Raw genomic sequence first — 17,171 nt, forward strand, 5'->3', positions numbered from 1 at the left:
GGTTCGCGCAACCGGACCGGCGCTGCTAGACTGGATCGGAAGACCGGCCGCTGCCGCCCGACAGGCGCGGGCCGCGCGGCCCCACTTCCTGCGTGAGGATCTCCCGATGAGCGCTTCCCGGATCGATGCCGTCCGCGACGGCCTGTTTCGCGCCACGACGTTCGTCGATACGCTGAACCTGGGCTTCAGCCAGTTCTTCATCCGCTCGCCGCACGGCGACGTGCTGTGTGTCGAAACCGGCACCCGCTCCAATTTCACGCAACTGAGCGCGGCGCTCGACACCGTCGGCATCGCGCCGTCGATGGTGAGCAGCGTGATCGTTCCGCACTTCGAGGCCGACGAAATGGGCGCGCTGCCCGATTTCCTCGCGGCCAATCCGGCGCTCGTCGCGTACGGTCATCCGATGTGCACGTGGGGGCTCGCCGACGTGTTCGGCGTGCGCGCGATTCCGCTGAAGGATGGCGTGCCCGCGACGCTGTCGGGCATCGACGTCGTGCCGGTCTTCACGAAGCACGTGCATCAATGGGACGCGCTCGTCGTATATCTGCCGGCGTACAAGGCCTTGCTGTCGTCGGACATCCTGATGCGCTTCGGCAACGCGGAAACGGACGACCCGCTGCCCGCGATCCTCGATTCGATCACGCGTTCGGATTACCTGCCGTCGCTCGCGCACATGGCGAGCGCGCTGCGCCGCATCCAGGCGCTCGACCTCGACATCATCCTGCCGATGCACGGCCCGGCGATCACGCACGACATTCCGCGCGTGATCGCCGGGGTGATCGCCCACTGCGAGGCGGCCACCGCGTAGCGCAAGCGCGCCGCGCGCGGCCGGCTGGCGCGCTCAGGCGCCCGTGACGACGAATTCGTCGGCCGCCTTGCTCTGGATCGAAGCCATCAACGCGAGCTCGCGCTTGCTGCGCGGCTCGCCGGACACGACGCCCGTCGCATGCTTGGCCTTCGCGCCGAGCGGAAAGAACACGAACGACGCGCCGGCCGGCGCATCCGGCTCCGCGCGCAAGCGTTTGTTCAGAATTTTCAGGTACTTCTTCTTCGACACTTCCTTCGCTGCCATGGCGCCCTCCACGCGAACGTAATGCCGGTCAGCATACCAGTTTTGAACCGGCACTCCGGTCCGGGCCGCCCGACGGCTGGCCGGCGAGCCTCGTCGAGGCACCAGGTTCGATGCGCCCGCCAAGGCGGCATATGCGGCCGACCGCGAACCTGCCCGGCCCGCGCGTATTGCCGAGAACCGCCCGCCCCGTCATCGGTCTTCGAAATTTTTTCGCAGGCGATGTCGATCGACGCGATCGTCGCGCGTCGTAGTGTCGTAACCGGTCGTTTTGCCGTCCGCGCGGCCGGCCGCCCTCCCTTTTACCGTTCAAGGAGCAGCAACAATGCGCGTCATGGTGATCGTCAAGGCAACGGCCTCTTCCGAATCGGGCACGATGCCCGATACCGAACTGCTGGCGGCAATGGGCCAGTACAACGAGGCACTCGTGAAGGCCGGCGTGATGCTCGCCGGCGAAGGGCTCCATCCGAGCTCGCGCGGCAAGCGCGTGCATTTCTCCGGCAACGAGCGGACCGTCGTCGACGGCCCGTTCGCCGAGACCAAGGAGCTCGTCGCCGGCTACTGGCTGTGGGAAGTGAAGTCGATGGAGGAAGCCGTCGAGTGGGTCAAGCGCTGCCCGAACCCGATGCCGACCGATTCGGACATCGAGATCCGCGGGATCTTCTCGCTCGAGGACTTCGGCGACGCCTTCACGCCGGAACTGCAGGAACAGGAAGCGCGACTGCGCGCGGAGATGGACGGCAAGCGCAGCGCGTAAGCCGGCGCGGCCCAATCCTCGGAACAAACGGATCGACGGCGCGGTCTCGCCGGGTAATGCATCGCCTCGATACGTTACCCGGCGAGATCGCGCCGCCATGCCTGTCCGTTTCGACCGCTGTCGTGCAGCACATCGAAGCGCCGTCGCACAACCGCGGCGCGCTACGCCGCCGGCACCGGATGACGCATCACCGGCGCGCCCCACGATTGCAGGCGATCGCGGCTCGGCGGGCATCCGAACCGCGACTTGTACACGCGGGAAAAATGCTCGACCGATTCGAAGCCGGTCGCTGCCGCAACCTGCGACACGCTCAGTTCCGTCTGCTGCAGCAACTGGTGCGCGGTCGCGACCCGCAGGCTCAGGTAGTACTGCAGCGGCGCGGTCGCCGTATGCCGCTTGAACTGCCGCTCGAGCTGGCGCTTGGACAGCCCGACCGCCTGCGCGACCGATTCGCACGACATCGGCTCCGCCATCGACTCGCGCATCAGCCGGATCGCCTTCGCGACCGACGCGCTCATCGCCTCCGGCTCCGCCTCGCGGTCCGACAACTGCGCCTCGTCCGCGCCGCGCGGCCGCGCATGCAGCAGATGCCGCGCAATCTCCCGCGCGAGCTCGGCGCCGTGTTCGCGGCCGATCCAGTCGAGCATCATGTCGATGATCGCGGTGCCGCCCGCGCACGTGATCAGGCGCGGCTCGATCGTGTAGAGCCGCGTGGTCGCGCCGACCTTCGGATACGCCTCCTGAAATCCTTCGACGTTGTCCCAGTGCACGGCCGACGGCCGCCCGTGCAGCAGGCCGGCCGCGGCGAGCAGTTCGGTCCCCGTCTCGACGCCGCCGATCTGCGTGCCGAACGCCATCTGGTTCTGCAGCCACGTCTTCACGCCGCGGTGCTTCCCGTGCTGCTGCGCCTCGAAGCTCGCGACCACGAAGATCGTCGCGAACGCGCCCCGCTGGTCGCCGATCGGCCGGGTCGGCGTCGACATGCCGTTGGTCGCCTGCACCGGTTCGCCGTCGGCCGACAGCACGGTCCACGCGTACAGCGTGCGCTGCCCGAGCCAGTTCGCGAGCGACATCGCCTCGATCAGCAGCGCGAGCCCCAGATGGGAGAACTGCGGCAGGACGAGCAAGCCGACCTGGCGCGGTGCGTGCGTGGCCGCCGGCCCGGCCGGCAAAGGCAGTTTCCGTGAAGTCATGGCAGTTTCGATCCGGCCGGATACAGGGGCCGCCTGGCGGGAAATCGTAGGCGGCGCGTCTCCGACGCGCCATCCGTTCAACCCCGACTGTGCCGCCCGCCGCCTTTCGGTACTTGATGAAAAGCGACATTACGCTGTCGCTTTCCGCAGGGTCGCAACACCGGCGGCGCCCGCCCCGCACGCGCCGCCGCAGTACGTCACGCGCCGTCGCAATCGATCAAGTGCGGGCCGCGCACGCCCCTTATAGTCGGCTCGCGTTCCGCCCGCATCCGGGCGATGCACGCGTATCCACTGACTTCCGGGAACCTGCTCCATGCACATCAAACAGCTCTATATCGACGGCGCGTGGCAACCCGCCGCCGCCGGCGGACAGCGCGCCATCGTCGATCCCGGCACCGGCGAAACGATTGCGCGCGTGTCGTACGGCACGACGGCCGATGCCGAACACGCGATTCGCGCGGCGCGCACCGCGTTCGATCACGGCGAGTGGCCGCGCCGGCCCGCAGGCGAGCGCGCGGCCTGCGTGCGCGCGCTGGCCGATGCGCTGCGCGGCGAAGCGAGCGCGCTCGCGCGCATCGAGACCGCGAACACCGGCAAGACACTGGCCGAATCGGCGTCCGACGTGCACGACGCCGCCGCGGCCTTCGACTATTTCACGAGCCTCGCGGTCACCGAATCGGGGAGCGTGAACGCCACGCAGCCGCACGCGCTCAGCGTCACGCTGCGCGAGCCGGTCGGCGTGTGCGGGCTGATCACGCCATGGAACTACCCGTTGCTGCAGGCCGCGTGGAAGCTCGCGCCGGCGCTCGTGGCCGGCAACACGGTCGTCATCAAGCCCGCGTCGCTGACGCCGCTGTCCACGCATCGCCTGGTCGAGCTCGCGCACGACGCGGGCCTGCCGCGCGGCGTGCTCAATCTCGTGACGGGCGGCGCCGACGTGGGCGACACGCTCGCGTCGAGCGCCGAGGTCGACCTGATCTCGCTGACCGGCAGCAACGCGGCCGGCGCCAGCGTGATGCGCGCGGCCGCGTCGAACTTCAAGCGCGTGTCGCTCGAACTCGGCGGCAAGAACCCGAACATCGTGTTCGCCGACGCCGATTTCGACACGGCGCTCGACTACGCGCTGAATGCCGCGTTCTTCAACGCCGGACAGATGTGCTCGGCCGGCTCGCGGCTGCTGGTCGAACGCGCGCTGCACGACCGCTTCGTCGATGCGCTCGCCGAACGCATCGCGGCGATCCGGCTCGGCCACGGCGTCGACGAGGCCACGCGGATGGGCCCGGTGATTTCCGCCCAGCAGCGCGATCGCGTGCTGGCGCTGATCGGCGACGCCGCGCGCGAAGGCGCGCGCATCGTATGCGGCGGCCGCGCGCCCGCGGGCGACGCGTTCGCGACCGGCTTCTGGATCGAACCGACGCTGATCGCCGACGTGCGCACGACGATGGCGATCGCGCGCGACGAGGTGTTCGGCCCGGTGCTGACCGTCGAGACGTTCGACAGCGAGGACGACGCGCTCGCGCTGGCCAACGACACGCCGTTCGGCCTTGCCGGCGCCGTGTGGACGCGCGACTTCGCGCGCGCCAACCGCGTGATGCGCCGGTTGCGGGCGGCGACCGTGTGGGTCAACGACTACAACGTGACGCTGCCGGGCGCGCCGTGGGGCGGCTACAAGGCCAGCGGCATCGGCCGCGAGCTGTCGCGCAGCGGCCTCGACGAATACACCGAACTGAAGCACGCGTACGTCAACTTCGAAGCCAGCCCGCAACGCTGGTTCTGATCTCCACCGACACGGGAACCCGACATGCTCACTGCCACGCAACCCGACCAGACGCATCGCGCGACACGCGCGGATCTCGCGTGCGCGTTCCGCTGGACCGCGCGCCTCGGCATGCACGAATCGATCGCCAACCACTTCAGCGCCGCCGTATCCGACGACAACCGGCAATTCCTGATCAACCCGCGCGGACGTCATTTCTCGCGGGTGCGCGCGAGCGAACTGCTGCTCGTCGATGCCGACGACGCGGACACGATCCGCCGCGACGACGCGCCCGACCTCACCGCGTGGGCGCTCCATTCGGAAATCCACAAGCGTCACCGGCATGCACGCTGCGTGCTGCACGTGCATTCGAAATACGCGACGGTGCTGTCGTGCCTCGCGCAGCCCGCGCTGCCGCCGCTCGACCAGAACTGCATGCGTTTCTTCGAACGGGTCGCCGTGGATACCGGATTCGACGGCATGGGGCTCGGCGACGAAGCGCGCCGCGTCGCCGACGCGCTGGGCGACAAGCCCGTGCTGCTGATGGGCCAGCACGGCGTGATCGTCGTCGCGTCGTCGGTCGCGCAGGCGTTCGACGATCTGTATTACTTCGAGCGCGCGTGCGAGACCTACGTGAGCGCGCTGCAAACCGGCCAGCCGTTGAAGATCGCGACCGAACAGGTCGCGCGCAAGACGATGATCCAGTGGCGCGACGACTATGCGGGATTCGCGGCGCAGCATCTGGCGGAACTCCGCGCGATTCTCGACGACGAGTCGCCATCGTATGCGTGGTAGCGATGCGCGGCGCGCGGGGCGGCATGCGCAGGCATGCCCGCGCGCACGGACGATTCGCGCGACGCGGCGCGAATCGTCCGTCGACGCGCGTTATTGTGCGGTCAACCCGCCATCGACGAGAACCGACGTGCCGGTGACGAAACTGCTTTCGTCGGACGCGAGAAACAGCGCGACGTCGGCGACCTGCTCCGGCGTGCCCATCCCGAGCGGCTGAACCGCGTCGAGCAGCGCATCCATCCGCTGCCGACCGCCGAGCGCGTCGATGAACGGCGTATTCATCGGCGTATCGATCCAGCCCGGGCACACCGCATTGGCGCGGATGCGGTCCTTCGCATGCTCGATCGCCACGCAGCGCGTCAGCATCAGCACGCCGCCCTTCGATGCGCAGTAGGCCGCATGCAGCGGTTCGCCGACGAAGCTGCTCGTCGAGCCGAGATTGACGATCGCGCCGCCGCCGCTGCGGATCATCGCCGGAATCGCGTATTTGCAGCCGAGAAACACGCCCTTGAGGTTCACGTCCATCACGACGTCCCAGTCCGCCTCGGTCGTGTCGACGAGCATCGCTTCGCGGATCACGCCCGCGTTGTTGCACAGGATGTCGAGCCGGCCGAACGCGCGTTCCACGAAATCGACCAGCTCGCCGACCTGCTCGGCGGAACGCGCGTCGGCCTGCCTGCCGACGATCGCGCCGTCACGCGCCATCGCGCACGTCGCGTCGAGCTGCGCAACATTGCGGCTCGTCGTCGCGATCACGCGGGCGCCCTCGCGCGCGAATCGCAGCGCGATGCACCTGCCGATTCCGCTCGCCGCGCCCGTCACCACGGCCACCTTGCCGGCCAGCCGGCCGGCCTGGTTCTCGTTCATCGTCGTTTGCTCCGATGGGTTCCGGTTCGCCATCGTGTGGGCCGGCACGAGCCACGGCGCACACGATGCGCGCCGCACGCTCAGTGAAGATCCAGCGCGACGTCGAGCGCCGCGCGCGGATCGCGTCCGTCGGCCGTCGTGACGCCGGCCAGCCAGTCCTTCAGCACGCCCGGATGCTGCTGCAGCCACGCCTTCGCCGCGACCTCGGGCTGCTTGCCGGAGGCGATCGCCTTCATCACCTGGTTCTCCATGTCCGTGGTGAACTGCAGGTTCGCGACCAGCTTCGCCGCATTCGGGCAGCGCGCCGCGTAGTCGGGCGCCGTCATCGTATAGACCTTCGCCTCGCCGTAATTCGGGCCGAACAGCGCGTCGCCGCCGCCGAGATAGCGCATGTTGAAGTCGAGGTTCATCGGATGCGGCTCCCAGCCGAGAAAGACGATCCACGCATGATCGCGGATCGCCCGCTTGACCTCGACCAGCATGCCGGCCTCGCTCGATTCGATCAGCTTGAACTTGCCGAGCCCGTACTGATTGCCCTGGATCGCCTTGCGGATCAGCTCGTTGCCGTCGTTCCCCGGCTCGATCCCGTAGATGCGGCCCTGCAGCTTGTCCGCGAACTTCGCGATGTCGCCGAACGAGCGCAGGCCGGCGTCGTATGCATACGCCGGAACCGCGAGCGTGTACTTCGCGCCGACGAGGTTCGGGCGGTCCAGCACCTTCACGGCGCCGCTCTTCACGAACGGCTCGCTCGTCGCATCCATCGACGGCCGCCAGTCGCCGAGGTACACGTCGATCTGGCGCGCCTTCAGCCCGGCCAGCGCGATCGGAATCGATGCCATCGTCCTGGTCGGCTGATAGCCGAGACTCGACAGCACGGTCGACGCGAGCGCGGTCGTCGCGGCGATATCGGTCCAGCCGATCTCCGCGAACCGCACGACGCGGCAGGTTGCCGGTTCCCGTGCGACCGCATGACCCGCGCAGACGCCCGCCAGCGCGATACACCCGAGGGTTTTCCTGACGACGTTCATCGTGATTTCTCCAGACAGGTTGAAGGACAACTAAAGATCCAGCACGAGTCGTGACGACTTCGCGCGCGACACGCAGATATAGATGAGATTGTTCGCGCGCTTCTCCTCGTCCGTCTGGAGACCGTCGCGATGGTCGGCCTCGCCGTCGAGCAGCCTGACGGCGCAGGTGCCGCAGATGCCTTCCGCGCAAACCGATTCGACCGCGATCCGCTCGTCGCGCAGCACGTCGAGAATCGACCGCTCCGCGGGTATCGCGATACGGCGGCCGGTGCTGGCAAGCTCGACCTCGAACGCCCGCGCGTCGTCGCGTGGCGCGCACGGCGCCGCGGGCGCCGCGAAGCGCTCGAAGCGGATCGCGCCGGCCGGCCAGTCGCGCGCCGCGTCGAGCACGCTGTCGATCAGCCGCGCCGGGCCGCAGACATACACCTGCGTGCCCGCGCGCGGCGTGCCCAGCAGCGCGCGCAGATCGACCTCGCCGTCCCGTTCGCTGAAATGCAGCCGGGTGTTCGGTCGCAGCGCGCCGCCTTCGATCGCGTCGAGCAACGCCATCCGCTCGCGCGATCGCGCCAGGCAGCACAGCGTGAACGGCTTGCCGAGCGCCTCGAGCCGGCGCGCCATCGGCAGGATCGGCGTGATGCCGATGCCGCCCGCGATCAGCACGTAGTCGCTCGCGTGCTCGTCGAGCACGAAATGATTCCGCGGCGCGCTCAGGCTGACCGCGTCGCCCGGCGCCAGCCGCTCGACGACATACGCGGACCCGCCGCGCGAGCGCGGCTCGCGCAGCACCGCGATCCGGTAGGTCGATCCGTCGGCCGCGCGTTCGACGATCGAGTACTGGCGCACGATGCCGCCCGGCAGGCGCAGCTCGACATGCGCGCCGGGCTCGGCCGGCGGCAGCGCTGCGCCGTCGGCCGACGCGAACACGACGCCGCGGATCTCCGGTGTAAGCATCGTCGCGTCGACGACACGCGCGTCGATATGCGCGACGGCCGGAATCGAGAGGATCGGCTCCATCGTGCTCACCGTTGACGCGTGCGCCATTCAGGCTGCGCCCAGACGGGCGCCGACGAAGGCGGCAACGGCGTGCGCCCGAGCACGAGATCGCTGCCCTTTTCGCCGATCATCACGGTCGGCGCATTGGTGTTGCCGCTGACGATCGTCGGCATGACCGACGCGTCGATCACGCGCAACCGCTCGAGGCCGTGCACGCGCAGGTCGGGGCCGACCACCGCTTCGGGATCGGACGCCGGGCCCATCTTGCAGGTGCCCGCCGCGTGGTAGCCCGTCTCGGTGATGTCGCGCGCCCACGCGTCGAGCGACGCGTCGTCGGTCTTGCCCGCACCCGGCGAAAGCTCGTCGCCGCACAGGTCGCGGAACGACGGCTGCGCGAGGATCTCCCGCACGAGGCGCACGCCGGCGCGCATGTCGGCCCGGTCGCGTTCGGTCTTCAGGTAATTGAACAGGATCTTCGGCGGCTGGCGCGGATCGCCGGACGTCAGCGTCACCGCGCCGAGGCTCGTCGGGCGCATCAGGTCGATATGCACCTGGAATGCATGCGCGGGTACGCTGTCGACGCTGCCCGGCTGCACCGCGAGCGGCATGAACGTCAGTTGCAGATCCGGGTGCTCGACGCCCGCGCGCGAACGGATGAACGCACCGGCCTCGAAATGGTTCGTCGCGGCCAGCCCTTCGCGCTGCGCGAACCATTTCGCGCCGGTCCACCATTTGCGCGGCGCGACCGTCCACGGATAGATCGACACCGGCTTGCGGCACAGATACTGCACCACGGTGTCCGGGTGATCGGACAGCCTGCGGCCGACGCCCGGCAGATCGTGCCGCGTGCGCACGCCGGCGCGTTCCAGTTCGCCGGCCGGCCCGACGCCGGACAGCATCAGCAGTTGCGGCGTATTGATCGCGCCGCCGCACAGCAGCACTTCGGCGTTCGCCGTCACTTCGTGCGTGGCGCCGTCGCAGGCATACTCGATGCCGGTCGCGCGCTTGCCGTCGAACAGCACGCGCAGCACGAGCGCACCGGTCAGCACTGTGACGTTGCCGCGTTCGAGCGCCTGCGCAAGATAGCCGCGCGCGGTGCTCCAGCGCGCACCGTTCCACGTCGTGCGATCGACGCGGCCGAAACCTTCCTGCCGATAGCCGTTCACGTCGTCGGTATGCGCGTAGCCCGCATCGACGCCCGATGCGATGAACGCGCGCGTGAGCGGCGTGTCGGTGCGGCCGGCCGTCACGCGCAGGTGGCCGCTGTCGCCGTGATAGGCATCGGCGCCCAGTTCGTGCCGTTCCGAGCGGATGAAATACGGCAGCACCTCGCGGTAGCTCCATCCGGTGCAGCCCTGCTCGGCCCAGCCGTCGTAGTCGCGCGCATGGCCGCGGATATAGACCATCCCGTTGATCGACGACGAACCGCCGAGCACGCGCCCGCGCGGCGTCGCGATGCGGCGGCGGTTCAGGAACGGCTCCGGCTCCGACCGGTACTGCCAGTTGAAACGGTTGCCGCCCACCACGATGCCCATCGCGGACGGCATGTCGATCGACCAGTGCCGGTTCGCGGGGCCGGCCTCGAGCAGCAGGATCCGCACGTTCGGATCCTGCCCGAGCCGGTTGGCCAGCACGCAGCCGGCCGATCCCGCACCGACAATCACATAGTCGTAGTCGCGACGCACAGCGTCGATTGCGTCTGATTTCTTCATCGCATGCATGCAGTTGATCGTGATCATGAAGGTCGAACGGGCGAATCGGCGCCGTCGTCCTCGCCGGAGACGCAACGGGGAGCGGCGCTCCCCGCCGCTCACGCGCCGTGAATGCCGTCGTGCACGAGCGTGTGGAAGTGATGCACGAGGTGTTCGCTCTCGTTGCTGTGCTCGGCGTCGATCACGTAGCGGCCCTGGTTGTAGCCGACCGAATGCAGCCCCTTCTGTACCGAGATGTTCAGGCGGATGTCTTCCGGGCCGAGATCGGTGTTCATCCAGTCCATGCACGCCTTCGTCACCGCGGGGATCTCGTCGTGCGTCGAGTAGTAGCCGAAGCGCAGCAGCGTCTTCTCCGGTTCCAGCGGAATGATCAGGAACGTCGCGAGGAATTCCGAGTACGGGAACGTGTAGAACGTGTTGTGCGGCCAGATCCCGATGTTGAAGAAGCACTCGTCCGGATTCTTGTCGCCGAGCGGCACGCCGTACGCGGCGGTCGCGCCGAGATTGGCCGGCGCCGTGTAGGTCCACCATTTGTCGTGCTGCGTGAGCCGGTATCCGTCGAAGTCGATCAGGCCGGCCAGCTCGACGTGATGCGGGCCGGACAGCGAGAAGTGATAGCCCTCGATCGAGTTGTCCATGATGACCTTCCAGTTCGCCGGCACGATCACGTCCTTCTCCTCCATCAGCCGGTACGCGTCCAGCTTCGGAAACACGCGCTTCATCTCCGCGTCGGCGCCAGGGAACTGGTCGCGCATCGACGGCGCATTCGGATCGAGGTTGAAGTAGTAGAACCCGCCGAGTTCCTCGACGCGCACCTTCGGAATGTTGTAGTCCGAAATATCGAAACCCTCGATGCGATCGGTGCGCGGCGCGCCGCGCAGGCTGCCGTCGGCGCCATAGCACCACGAGTGGTACGCGCAGCGGAACAGCCCTTTCTGCACGCCGCGCCGCGCTTCGACGAGGCGGTTGCCGCGATGCTGGCAAACGTTGTGGAACGCGTGGACCTGGCCGTCGCGGCCGCATGCGGCGATCACGCTCTGGTCGAACACGTCGGTCATCACGAACTGCCCGGGCGTGCTCAGTTCCGACTTGTGGCCGATCACGTGCCACGCCGACATGAAGATGCGGTCGCGCTCGGCCGCGAACACCGCATCGTCATAGAAATAGCGCGACGGCAGCGTCAGCGCGCTTTCGGGCCGTTGCTGCATCCAGCGGTCGGCAGCGACGATGTCTTGCTTCTTCACAACGGAGATCGGTTGCATGGGCGTTTTCCCTGTTCTGTCGTTCGTCGGAAGGTGGCGGCCCGGTCCGGCTGGCCATCCACCATGAAGCGAACTTTATGGGCGCCCGCCGGCCCGCACTTGATGGATCGCGACATCGCGATGTCGCCGCATGAGACCGCGTTTCGCGACACGCTCGCGCGCTGTCTCGGCTGACGCATGCAGCCGCCGGCTGCACGCCGCCCGCCTGACAACCCGTAGGTTTCGCCGAAATATGGTTGAAAGGCGCGGTTGCTAGAGTCGCCGAACCGGGTTGTCCTGGCGCCCGACCGCCGGACGGAGGCGATACATGCGACGATCAATGAACCTGGTACGTGCATTCTGGTTGCTCCTGCTGCTCGCCGTTGCGGGCCCCGCCCTCGCGTTCCAGACGCGGGTCGTGGCAATCCCGAGCGCGGCGATGCGCGAAACGCTGAAGGCGACCGTCGTGTTGCCCGACGACTACGCACGCCAACACAGCGGCGCCGAACGCGGCGTCGAACGCTTTCCGGTCGTCTACCTGCTGCACGGCTCCGGCGGCGACCACACCGACTGGACCAGCAACACGCACATCGCCGCGCTCGCCGACCGCTATCACGCGATCCTCGTGATGCCCGACGGCGGGCACGAGAGCTGGTACATCGACAGTCCGTTCGACTCGGGCAGCCGCTACGAAACCTTCGTCGGCGACGAAGTCGTGTCCTATATCGACGATCACTTCAGGACGATCGCCGCCAAACCGGCGCGCGCGATCACCGGGCTCAGCATGGGCGGCTTCGGCGCGCTGCGCATCGCGCTCGACCGGCCCGACACGTTCGGCGCGGTCGGCAGCATCAGCGGCGCGGTCGACCCGCGCTGCTGCGAGGACGAGCCGGGCATCGACCACGTGTTCGGCGACCCCGTCCGCCATTCGTCGTTCTGGAACCGCAACGCGATCGTCGAAAGCGCACGCGCGTTCGTCCGCGCGCATCTCGACCTGACGATCGACTGCGGCCGCGACGACGCGTTCGTCGGCTCGAATCGCACGCTGCACGAGCGGCTCGTCGCGCTCGGCGTGCCGCACGACTATGCGGAACGTCCCGGCGGCCACACGTGGGATTACTGGGCGCAGGCGATCCGCTACCAGATGCGGTTCTTCGCGATGTCGTTCCAGCACGGCGGCTATGCCTACCATCCGGCGCCCCATGCGCCGGGCATGACGCACGCGGGCTGACGCGCGGCACTGCCGTGCAGCGAACCCGGTGGTACGATGCGCTGGCATCGACCACCCACGTTTTCCCATGCCGCGCGACAACTTTGCGGACCTGCTTGCCTTCATCGCCGTCGCACGCGAGCGCAGCTTCACGCGCGCGGCCGCCCGGCTCGGCGTATCGCAATCCGCACTCAGCCATACGATCCGCTCGCTCGAGACGCGTCTCGGCGTGCGGCTGCTCACGCGCACGACGCGCAGCGTGTCGCCGACCGAAGCCGGCGAGCGCCTGCTGCTGAACCTCGCGCCGCGCTTCGACGAAATCGAGGCCGAGCTGTCCGCGCTCGCCGAGCTGCGCGACAAGCCGGCCGGCACCGTGCGCATCAATGCGACGGACTACGTGATCCGCACGTTGCTGTGGCCGAAGCTGTCGCCGATGCTGCGCGACTATCGCGACCTGAAGGTCGAGTTCGTGACCGACTACGGGCTGTCCGACATCGTCGCGGAACGCTTCGACATCGGCGTGCGGCTCGGCGACCAGGTCGCGAAGGACATGATCGCGGTGCGCATCTCGCCCGACCTGAAAATGGCGATCGTCGGCGCGCCCGCGTATTTCGCGCAACGCGAGCGGCCCACGACGCCGCAGGATCTCGTCGCGCACGACTGCATCAACCTGCGCCTGCCGACGCACGGCGCGCTGTACGCATGGGAACTCGCGCGCGGCGACGACACGCTGCAAGTGCGCGTCGACGGCCAGGTCACGTTCAACGGCACCTATGAAATGCTCGACGCGGCGCTCGCCGGCTACGGCCTCGCGTACGTGCCGGCCGAACTCGCCGCGCCGCATGTCGATGCCGGCCGCCTCGTCGGCGTGCTCGACGACTGGTGCCCGACGTTCCCCGGTCATCACCTGTACTACGCGAGCCGGCGGCAGTCGTCGCGCGCGCTCGCGCTGATCGTCGACGCGCTGCGCCATCCGGCTCATTCATGAACCCGCTCGATAAGTGCATGCGAATTATTGGGGATTATCGATAAGCGTTTCGGTAGCTACCATCGTTGGTGTCTTCAACGTCATCCGGAGCCATCGATGTCCGAACCGACTTCCCCCGCGCGCCGCGCCTTCGGCGCCATCGCGCCGGCCCTCGCCGACTACACCGACAACGTGCTGTTCGGCGACGTGTGGCAGCGCCCCGGCCTGTCGCCGCGCGATCGCAGCCTGATCACCGTCGCGAGCCTCGTCGCGCTGTATCGCGTGAACGAGCTGCCGTTCCATCTGAAGAAAGCGCTCGACAACGGCCTCACCCGCGACGAGCTGATCGAGGCGATCACCCACCTCGCGTTCTACTCCGGCTGGCCGACCGCAAGCTCGGCGCTGCCGATCGCGCAACGCATCTTCGACGAAGCCGGCGTGTGAACACGACGCACGGCCGGCACGTTCCCGTTCAACCGACTTGAACCGACGCGGGCGTATGTCCGCATGGAGTCCGCATATGGATTACCGCTATCTCGGGCGCAGCGCGCTCAAGGTGTCGCCGCTGTGTCTCGGCGCGATGATGTTCGGCGGGGAAACCGACGAAGCGACGTCGGCGCGCATCATCGGCAAGGCCTTCGACCAGGGCGTCAACTTCATCGACACGGCCGACGTCTATCACGCCGGACGCTCGGAAGAAATCGTCGGCCGCGCGATCGCACGACATCGCGACAGTTGGGTCGTCGCGACGAAATTCGGCTATCCGGCCGGACCGGACGCGGGGCCGAACCGTCAGGGCCAGTCGCGCAAGTGGATCTTCGAATCGGTCGACGCGAGCCTGAAGCGGCTCGGAACCGATTACATCGATATCCTCTATTTCCATCGCGCGCTGACCGACGCGCCGCTCGACGAAGCGATGCGCGCGGTGGCCGACCTGATCCGGCAAGGCAAGGTGCGCTACATCGGACTGTCGAACTTCAAGGGCTGGCGCATTGCCGAGATCGTGCGACTCGCGGATCAGCTCGGCATCGATCGGCCGGTTGCGAGCGAACCGCTGTACAACCTCGTCGATCGCACGGCCGAGGTCGAACAGCTTCCGGCCGCCGCGCATTACGGGATCGGCGTCGTGCCGTACAGCCCGCTCGCGCGCGGCGTGTTGACCGGCAAATATGCGGCCGATGCGCAGCCGCCCGCCGATTCGCGCGCGGGCCGCGGCGACCGGCGCATCCGGCAGACGGAATGGCGGCCCGAATCGTTGCACATCGCGCAGCAGGTGGCCGCGCATGCGGCTGCGCGCGGCACGACGTCGGTCGCGTTCGCGCTCGCCTGGGTGATGAAGAACCGCATCGTCAGCTCGACGATCGCGGGCCCGCGCACCGAGGCGCACTGGGACAGCTACGTCGATGCGCTGACGCTCGAGCTCGGCCCCGACGACGAGCGCTTCGTCGACGCGCTGGTGCCGCCCGGGCATGCGTCGACGCACGGTTATACGGATCCCGGCTATCCAGTCGAAGGGCGGAAGGTTTGACGTCGGGAGATTGAAGCGGGATGCCCGCTGCCCGCCGGCATGATGCGGCGATCGCGATTGCAGGCGCGCGAAGGATGTACGACTGACGGGCCGGACGGTGTCGTCCGGCAAGCGGGTGAGCGGATGAACTAAGGCAGTGCGCGTCGGGCGACGCGGCGAAAAACAGAAAACGAAAAGCGAGCAACGAAAACGGCGACGGCGGCGGCGGCGGCGAACTCAGTTGCCGCGTGCCGCGTCGGCGCTCACCACGCGATCGAAAAATTCCTGCGCTTGCGCCAGTTCGTCGAGCGCGCGATCGAGGCGCGACATCGCGCGTGCATATTCGGCCGACGAGATATCGTCGTCGCTTTCGCCGCGCACGGCGCGAAACGCCTGATCGACATTGCGCGTCGCTTCGACGAAGCGTTGCGCGGCCCGGGCTTCCTGCGAACAGATATGGGTCGACATCGACACTTCTCCCTCAGGGTTGCTGTGTGAAGCAAGCCGGCGCCCAGTGTGCGTCGCGCGCATGTCGACGGCGTGAACGATCGCCAACCGCCTGCCGGCGCATCGGCCGCCGCACGGCGTGCTTCGAGCCGATTGTCGCTCCGGGTTCGCGGATCCGCTATGGCGAGATTGCAACAAATTCTTGCGCGCGCCGTGACGACGGCCGCACCGGCGCGTGCGTTGCATGCGCATCGGTTTCGCTGCCGATGCACACGCCGCACCTCAGCGGCGCACACGTCATGCGCGCCCGATGCGCGGATGCGTCAAGCCGCCGAACGCCGCCGCTTCACCGGACGACAGATCGAACAGATCGCCGGTGGGCTCGCGCGGGTGCTCGGCAGCCGGCCGACTGCGCAACCGCGCCACATGCGCGGGCGCGACATAGGCGGCCGCCGTTTCGATCGGCGGCACGTCGAACAGATCGCGCGTGACGCCGCGCACGGCATCCGTCGGTGACCGGCCGCGCAGGCGCGCGACCAGTTCGACGAAGCGATCGAAATCGCCGGCGCGCGTCGCCTTGTTCACGTCGGCGAGATCGCGCGCCTTCAGCACGCACGGCTGTGCGAGCCGCACGAAATACGGTGCCTCCAGTTCGACCGACAGCGCAAGCGGATAGCTCTTTCCCGTTTGTTCCTTCGCACGCCCGATGCAGTCGACCACGGCCGCGCCCTGCGCGACGCCGAGCGGCTTGCCCGTGCTCACGCTGCGCAGGTGATCCGGGAACACGCGCAGTTGCGTGCCGACCGTCAGCGCGGTGGATGACGCGCACACCAGCGCGTAGTGCTGTTCGCGACGCCGGCCCGACGGCAGCGTCGAGCGGCTCGCGATGAACGTGTGCGGCGGCAACGGCCGCACCTGGCCGCTTGCGTCGACCCATGCATTCCACAGCAGCGCGTCCTCGCGCTTGCGCTCGCCCGGCCGCGCGCGCGACGCGACCGGCGAAAACAGCGCGAGCAGCGAGCCCGTGCGATGCGCGGCGACTTCCGCGCTGCTGCCGAGCGGCTGGTTGATCCCCCACAGAAAACGCCCGCCCCCGAGCCGGCGCTCCCATTCCTTGCGGAGCACGACGGTCGGCAGTTCCTCGCCGGACTCGGTACCGATCTTCGTCCAGCAGAAGGTGGGAGGGAGGTGTTTCAGTGTCATCAACTTTCTCGGAATACAGCCTCGCCGGTGACAGCAAGCCCATTCAACAACCGTAACTGTATAGGTATAATGCATCGCATGGAAGCCCCGGATCACGATTTTCCTGTTCAAGACCTGTTGCGCCGCTTGATGGCGGACACGCGCTCGTCCAGCGAAATCGCGCGGCTTTCCGGCGTCAGCCAGCCGACCGTGTCGCGTTTGCGGTTGTCGAACGGGCATCGGCTGCGGCGCAGCGCGCCATTCAACAAGCTATGCAGTTTCTATGGCGTCGATACCGCGCCGACGCGCCGCCGCTACAACGACCTGCTGCGCGACGCGATCGTCGACGCGTGGGACGGCTCGGACGAGCACGGCCGCGCGCTGCTGGTCGTGATTCAGGGATTGAAGGATCTGCAGGCGAAGGCGGACGACGGATGACGGTGCAGCGGG

The 17,171-nt window shown here is 68.1% G+C and carries 18 protein-coding genes; 9 read left to right on the top strand and 9 right to left on the bottom strand.

Annotated features, from left to right (window positions below):
• Positions 1-106: 106 nt before the first annotated feature.
• The gene (locus tag BME24068_RS29005; RefSeq protein WP_174928114.1) at positions 107-808 is read left to right on the top strand and encodes an oxygen-binding di-iron domain-containing protein; all 702 of its coding nucleotides are present in this window, start codon (positions 107-109) and stop codon (positions 806-808) included.
• Positions 809-841: 33 nt separating this feature from the next.
• Here BME24068_RS29005 and BME24068_RS29010 read toward each other — a convergent pair whose 3' ends face one another.
• Entirely contained in the window at positions 842-1,072 is a 231-nt protein-coding gene (locus BME24068_RS29010) for a hypothetical protein (protein WP_096501889.1), read from the bottom strand.
• A 322-nt stretch (positions 1,073-1,394) separates the two neighbouring features.
• On the opposite strand from BME24068_RS29010, the gene BME24068_RS29015 reads away from it, so the two are divergent.
• Positions 1,395-1,826: a YciI family protein gene (locus tag BME24068_RS29015; RefSeq protein ID WP_174928115.1), complete on the top strand. Its 432-nt coding sequence runs from the start codon at positions 1,395-1,397 to the stop codon at positions 1,824-1,826.
• A gap of 161 nt (positions 1,827-1,987) precedes the next feature.
• Here the strand turns inward: BME24068_RS29015 and BME24068_RS29020 are convergent, their stop codons facing one another.
• Entirely contained in the window at positions 1,988-3,019 is a 1,032-nt protein-coding gene (locus BME24068_RS29020) for a GlxA family transcriptional regulator (protein ID WP_239007808.1), read from the bottom strand.
• A 313-nt stretch (positions 3,020-3,332) separates the two neighbouring features.
• Here BME24068_RS29020 and BME24068_RS29025 point away from each other — a divergent pair, with 313 nt between their 5' ends.
• On the top strand, positions 3,333-4,796 hold the full coding sequence (locus BME24068_RS29025; protein WP_174928116.1) for an aldehyde dehydrogenase family protein: 1,464 nt from the start codon (positions 3,333-3,335) through the stop codon (positions 4,794-4,796).
• Positions 4,797-4,820: 24 nt separating this feature from the next.
• Positions 4,821-5,570 (top strand): class II aldolase and adducin N-terminal domain-containing protein, encoded by a 750-nt coding sequence (locus tag BME24068_RS29030; RefSeq protein ID WP_174928117.1) that lies wholly within the window; start codon positions 4,821-4,823, stop codon positions 5,568-5,570.
• 90 nt (positions 5,571-5,660) lie between these two features.
• Here BME24068_RS29030 and BME24068_RS29035 read toward each other — a convergent pair whose 3' ends face one another.
• From BME24068_RS29035 to BME24068_RS29055, 5 genes are all read right to left on the bottom strand, one after another.
• The gene (locus tag BME24068_RS29035; RefSeq protein WP_174928118.1) at positions 5,661-6,434 is read right to left on the bottom strand and encodes an SDR family oxidoreductase; all 774 of its coding nucleotides are present in this window, start codon (positions 6,432-6,434) and stop codon (positions 5,661-5,663) included.
• 80 nt (positions 6,435-6,514) lie between these two features.
• Positions 6,515-7,462 carry a choline ABC transporter substrate-binding protein gene (locus tag BME24068_RS29040; protein ID WP_096501897.1) on the bottom strand — a complete coding sequence of 316 codons (948 nt, stop codon included), beginning with the start codon at positions 7,460-7,462 and terminating at the stop codon, positions 6,515-6,517.
• 30 nt (positions 7,463-7,492) lie between these two features.
• Positions 7,493-8,476, bottom strand: coding sequence for a PDR/VanB family oxidoreductase (locus BME24068_RS29045; RefSeq protein WP_174928119.1), 984 nt, complete (start codon positions 8,474-8,476; stop codon positions 7,493-7,495).
• Between the two features lie 5 nt (positions 8,477-8,481).
• Positions 8,482-10,167 carry a choline dehydrogenase gene (locus BME24068_RS29050; protein ID WP_174928120.1) on the bottom strand — a complete coding sequence of 562 codons (1,686 nt, stop codon included), beginning with the start codon at positions 10,165-10,167 and terminating at the stop codon, positions 8,482-8,484.
• A gap of 98 nt (positions 10,168-10,265) precedes the next feature.
• Entirely contained in the window at positions 10,266-11,429 is a 1,164-nt protein-coding gene (locus tag BME24068_RS29055; protein ID WP_174928121.1) for an aromatic ring-hydroxylating oxygenase subunit alpha, read from the bottom strand.
• A gap of 319 nt (positions 11,430-11,748) precedes the next feature.
• Here BME24068_RS29055 and BME24068_RS29060 point away from each other — a divergent pair, with 319 nt between their 5' ends.
• The 4 genes from BME24068_RS29060 to BME24068_RS29075 all read left to right on the top strand — a co-directional run bounded on the left by BME24068_RS29060 (position 11,749) and on the right by BME24068_RS29075 (position 15,113).
• Positions 11,749-12,639 (top strand): alpha/beta hydrolase, encoded by an 891-nt coding sequence (locus BME24068_RS29060; protein WP_174928122.1) that lies wholly within the window; start codon positions 11,749-11,751, stop codon positions 12,637-12,639.
• 67 nt (positions 12,640-12,706) lie between these two features.
• The gene (locus BME24068_RS29065; protein WP_174928123.1) at positions 12,707-13,606 is read left to right on the top strand and encodes a LysR family transcriptional regulator; all 900 of its coding nucleotides are present in this window, start codon (positions 12,707-12,709) and stop codon (positions 13,604-13,606) included.
• A gap of 96 nt (positions 13,607-13,702) precedes the next feature.
• A complete protein-coding gene (locus BME24068_RS29070) occupies positions 13,703-14,029 on the top strand; it encodes a carboxymuconolactone decarboxylase family protein (protein WP_096501907.1) in 327 nt (108 codons plus the stop codon).
• Between the two features lie 76 nt (positions 14,030-14,105).
• Positions 14,106-15,113, top strand: coding sequence for an aldo/keto reductase (locus BME24068_RS29075; RefSeq protein WP_174928124.1), 1,008 nt, complete (start codon positions 14,106-14,108; stop codon positions 15,111-15,113).
• Between the two features lie 216 nt (positions 15,114-15,329).
• On the opposite strand, the gene BME24068_RS35440 is transcribed toward BME24068_RS29075, so the two are convergent.
• Both BME24068_RS35440 and BME24068_RS29085 read right to left on the bottom strand, forming a co-directional pair.
• A complete protein-coding gene (locus tag BME24068_RS35440; protein WP_096502047.1) occupies positions 15,330-15,560 on the bottom strand; it encodes a hypothetical protein in 231 nt (76 codons plus the stop codon).
• Positions 15,561-15,836: 276 nt separating this feature from the next.
• Complete coding sequence (locus tag BME24068_RS29085) at positions 15,837-16,742, bottom strand: hypothetical protein (protein WP_174928125.1); 906 nt, start codon at positions 16,740-16,742, stop codon at positions 15,837-15,839.
• Between the two features lie 78 nt (positions 16,743-16,820).
• Here BME24068_RS29085 and BME24068_RS29090 point away from each other — a divergent pair, with 78 nt between their 5' ends.
• On the top strand, positions 16,821-17,159 hold the full coding sequence (locus BME24068_RS29090) for a helix-turn-helix domain-containing protein (protein ID WP_174928126.1): 339 nt from the start codon (positions 16,821-16,823) through the stop codon (positions 17,157-17,159).
• Positions 17,160-17,171 lie beyond the last annotated feature (12 nt).

It is taken from the genome of Burkholderia anthina, assembly GCF_902498995.1.
Classification (GTDB): domain Bacteria; phylum Pseudomonadota; class Gammaproteobacteria; order Burkholderiales; family Burkholderiaceae; genus Burkholderia; species Burkholderia anthina.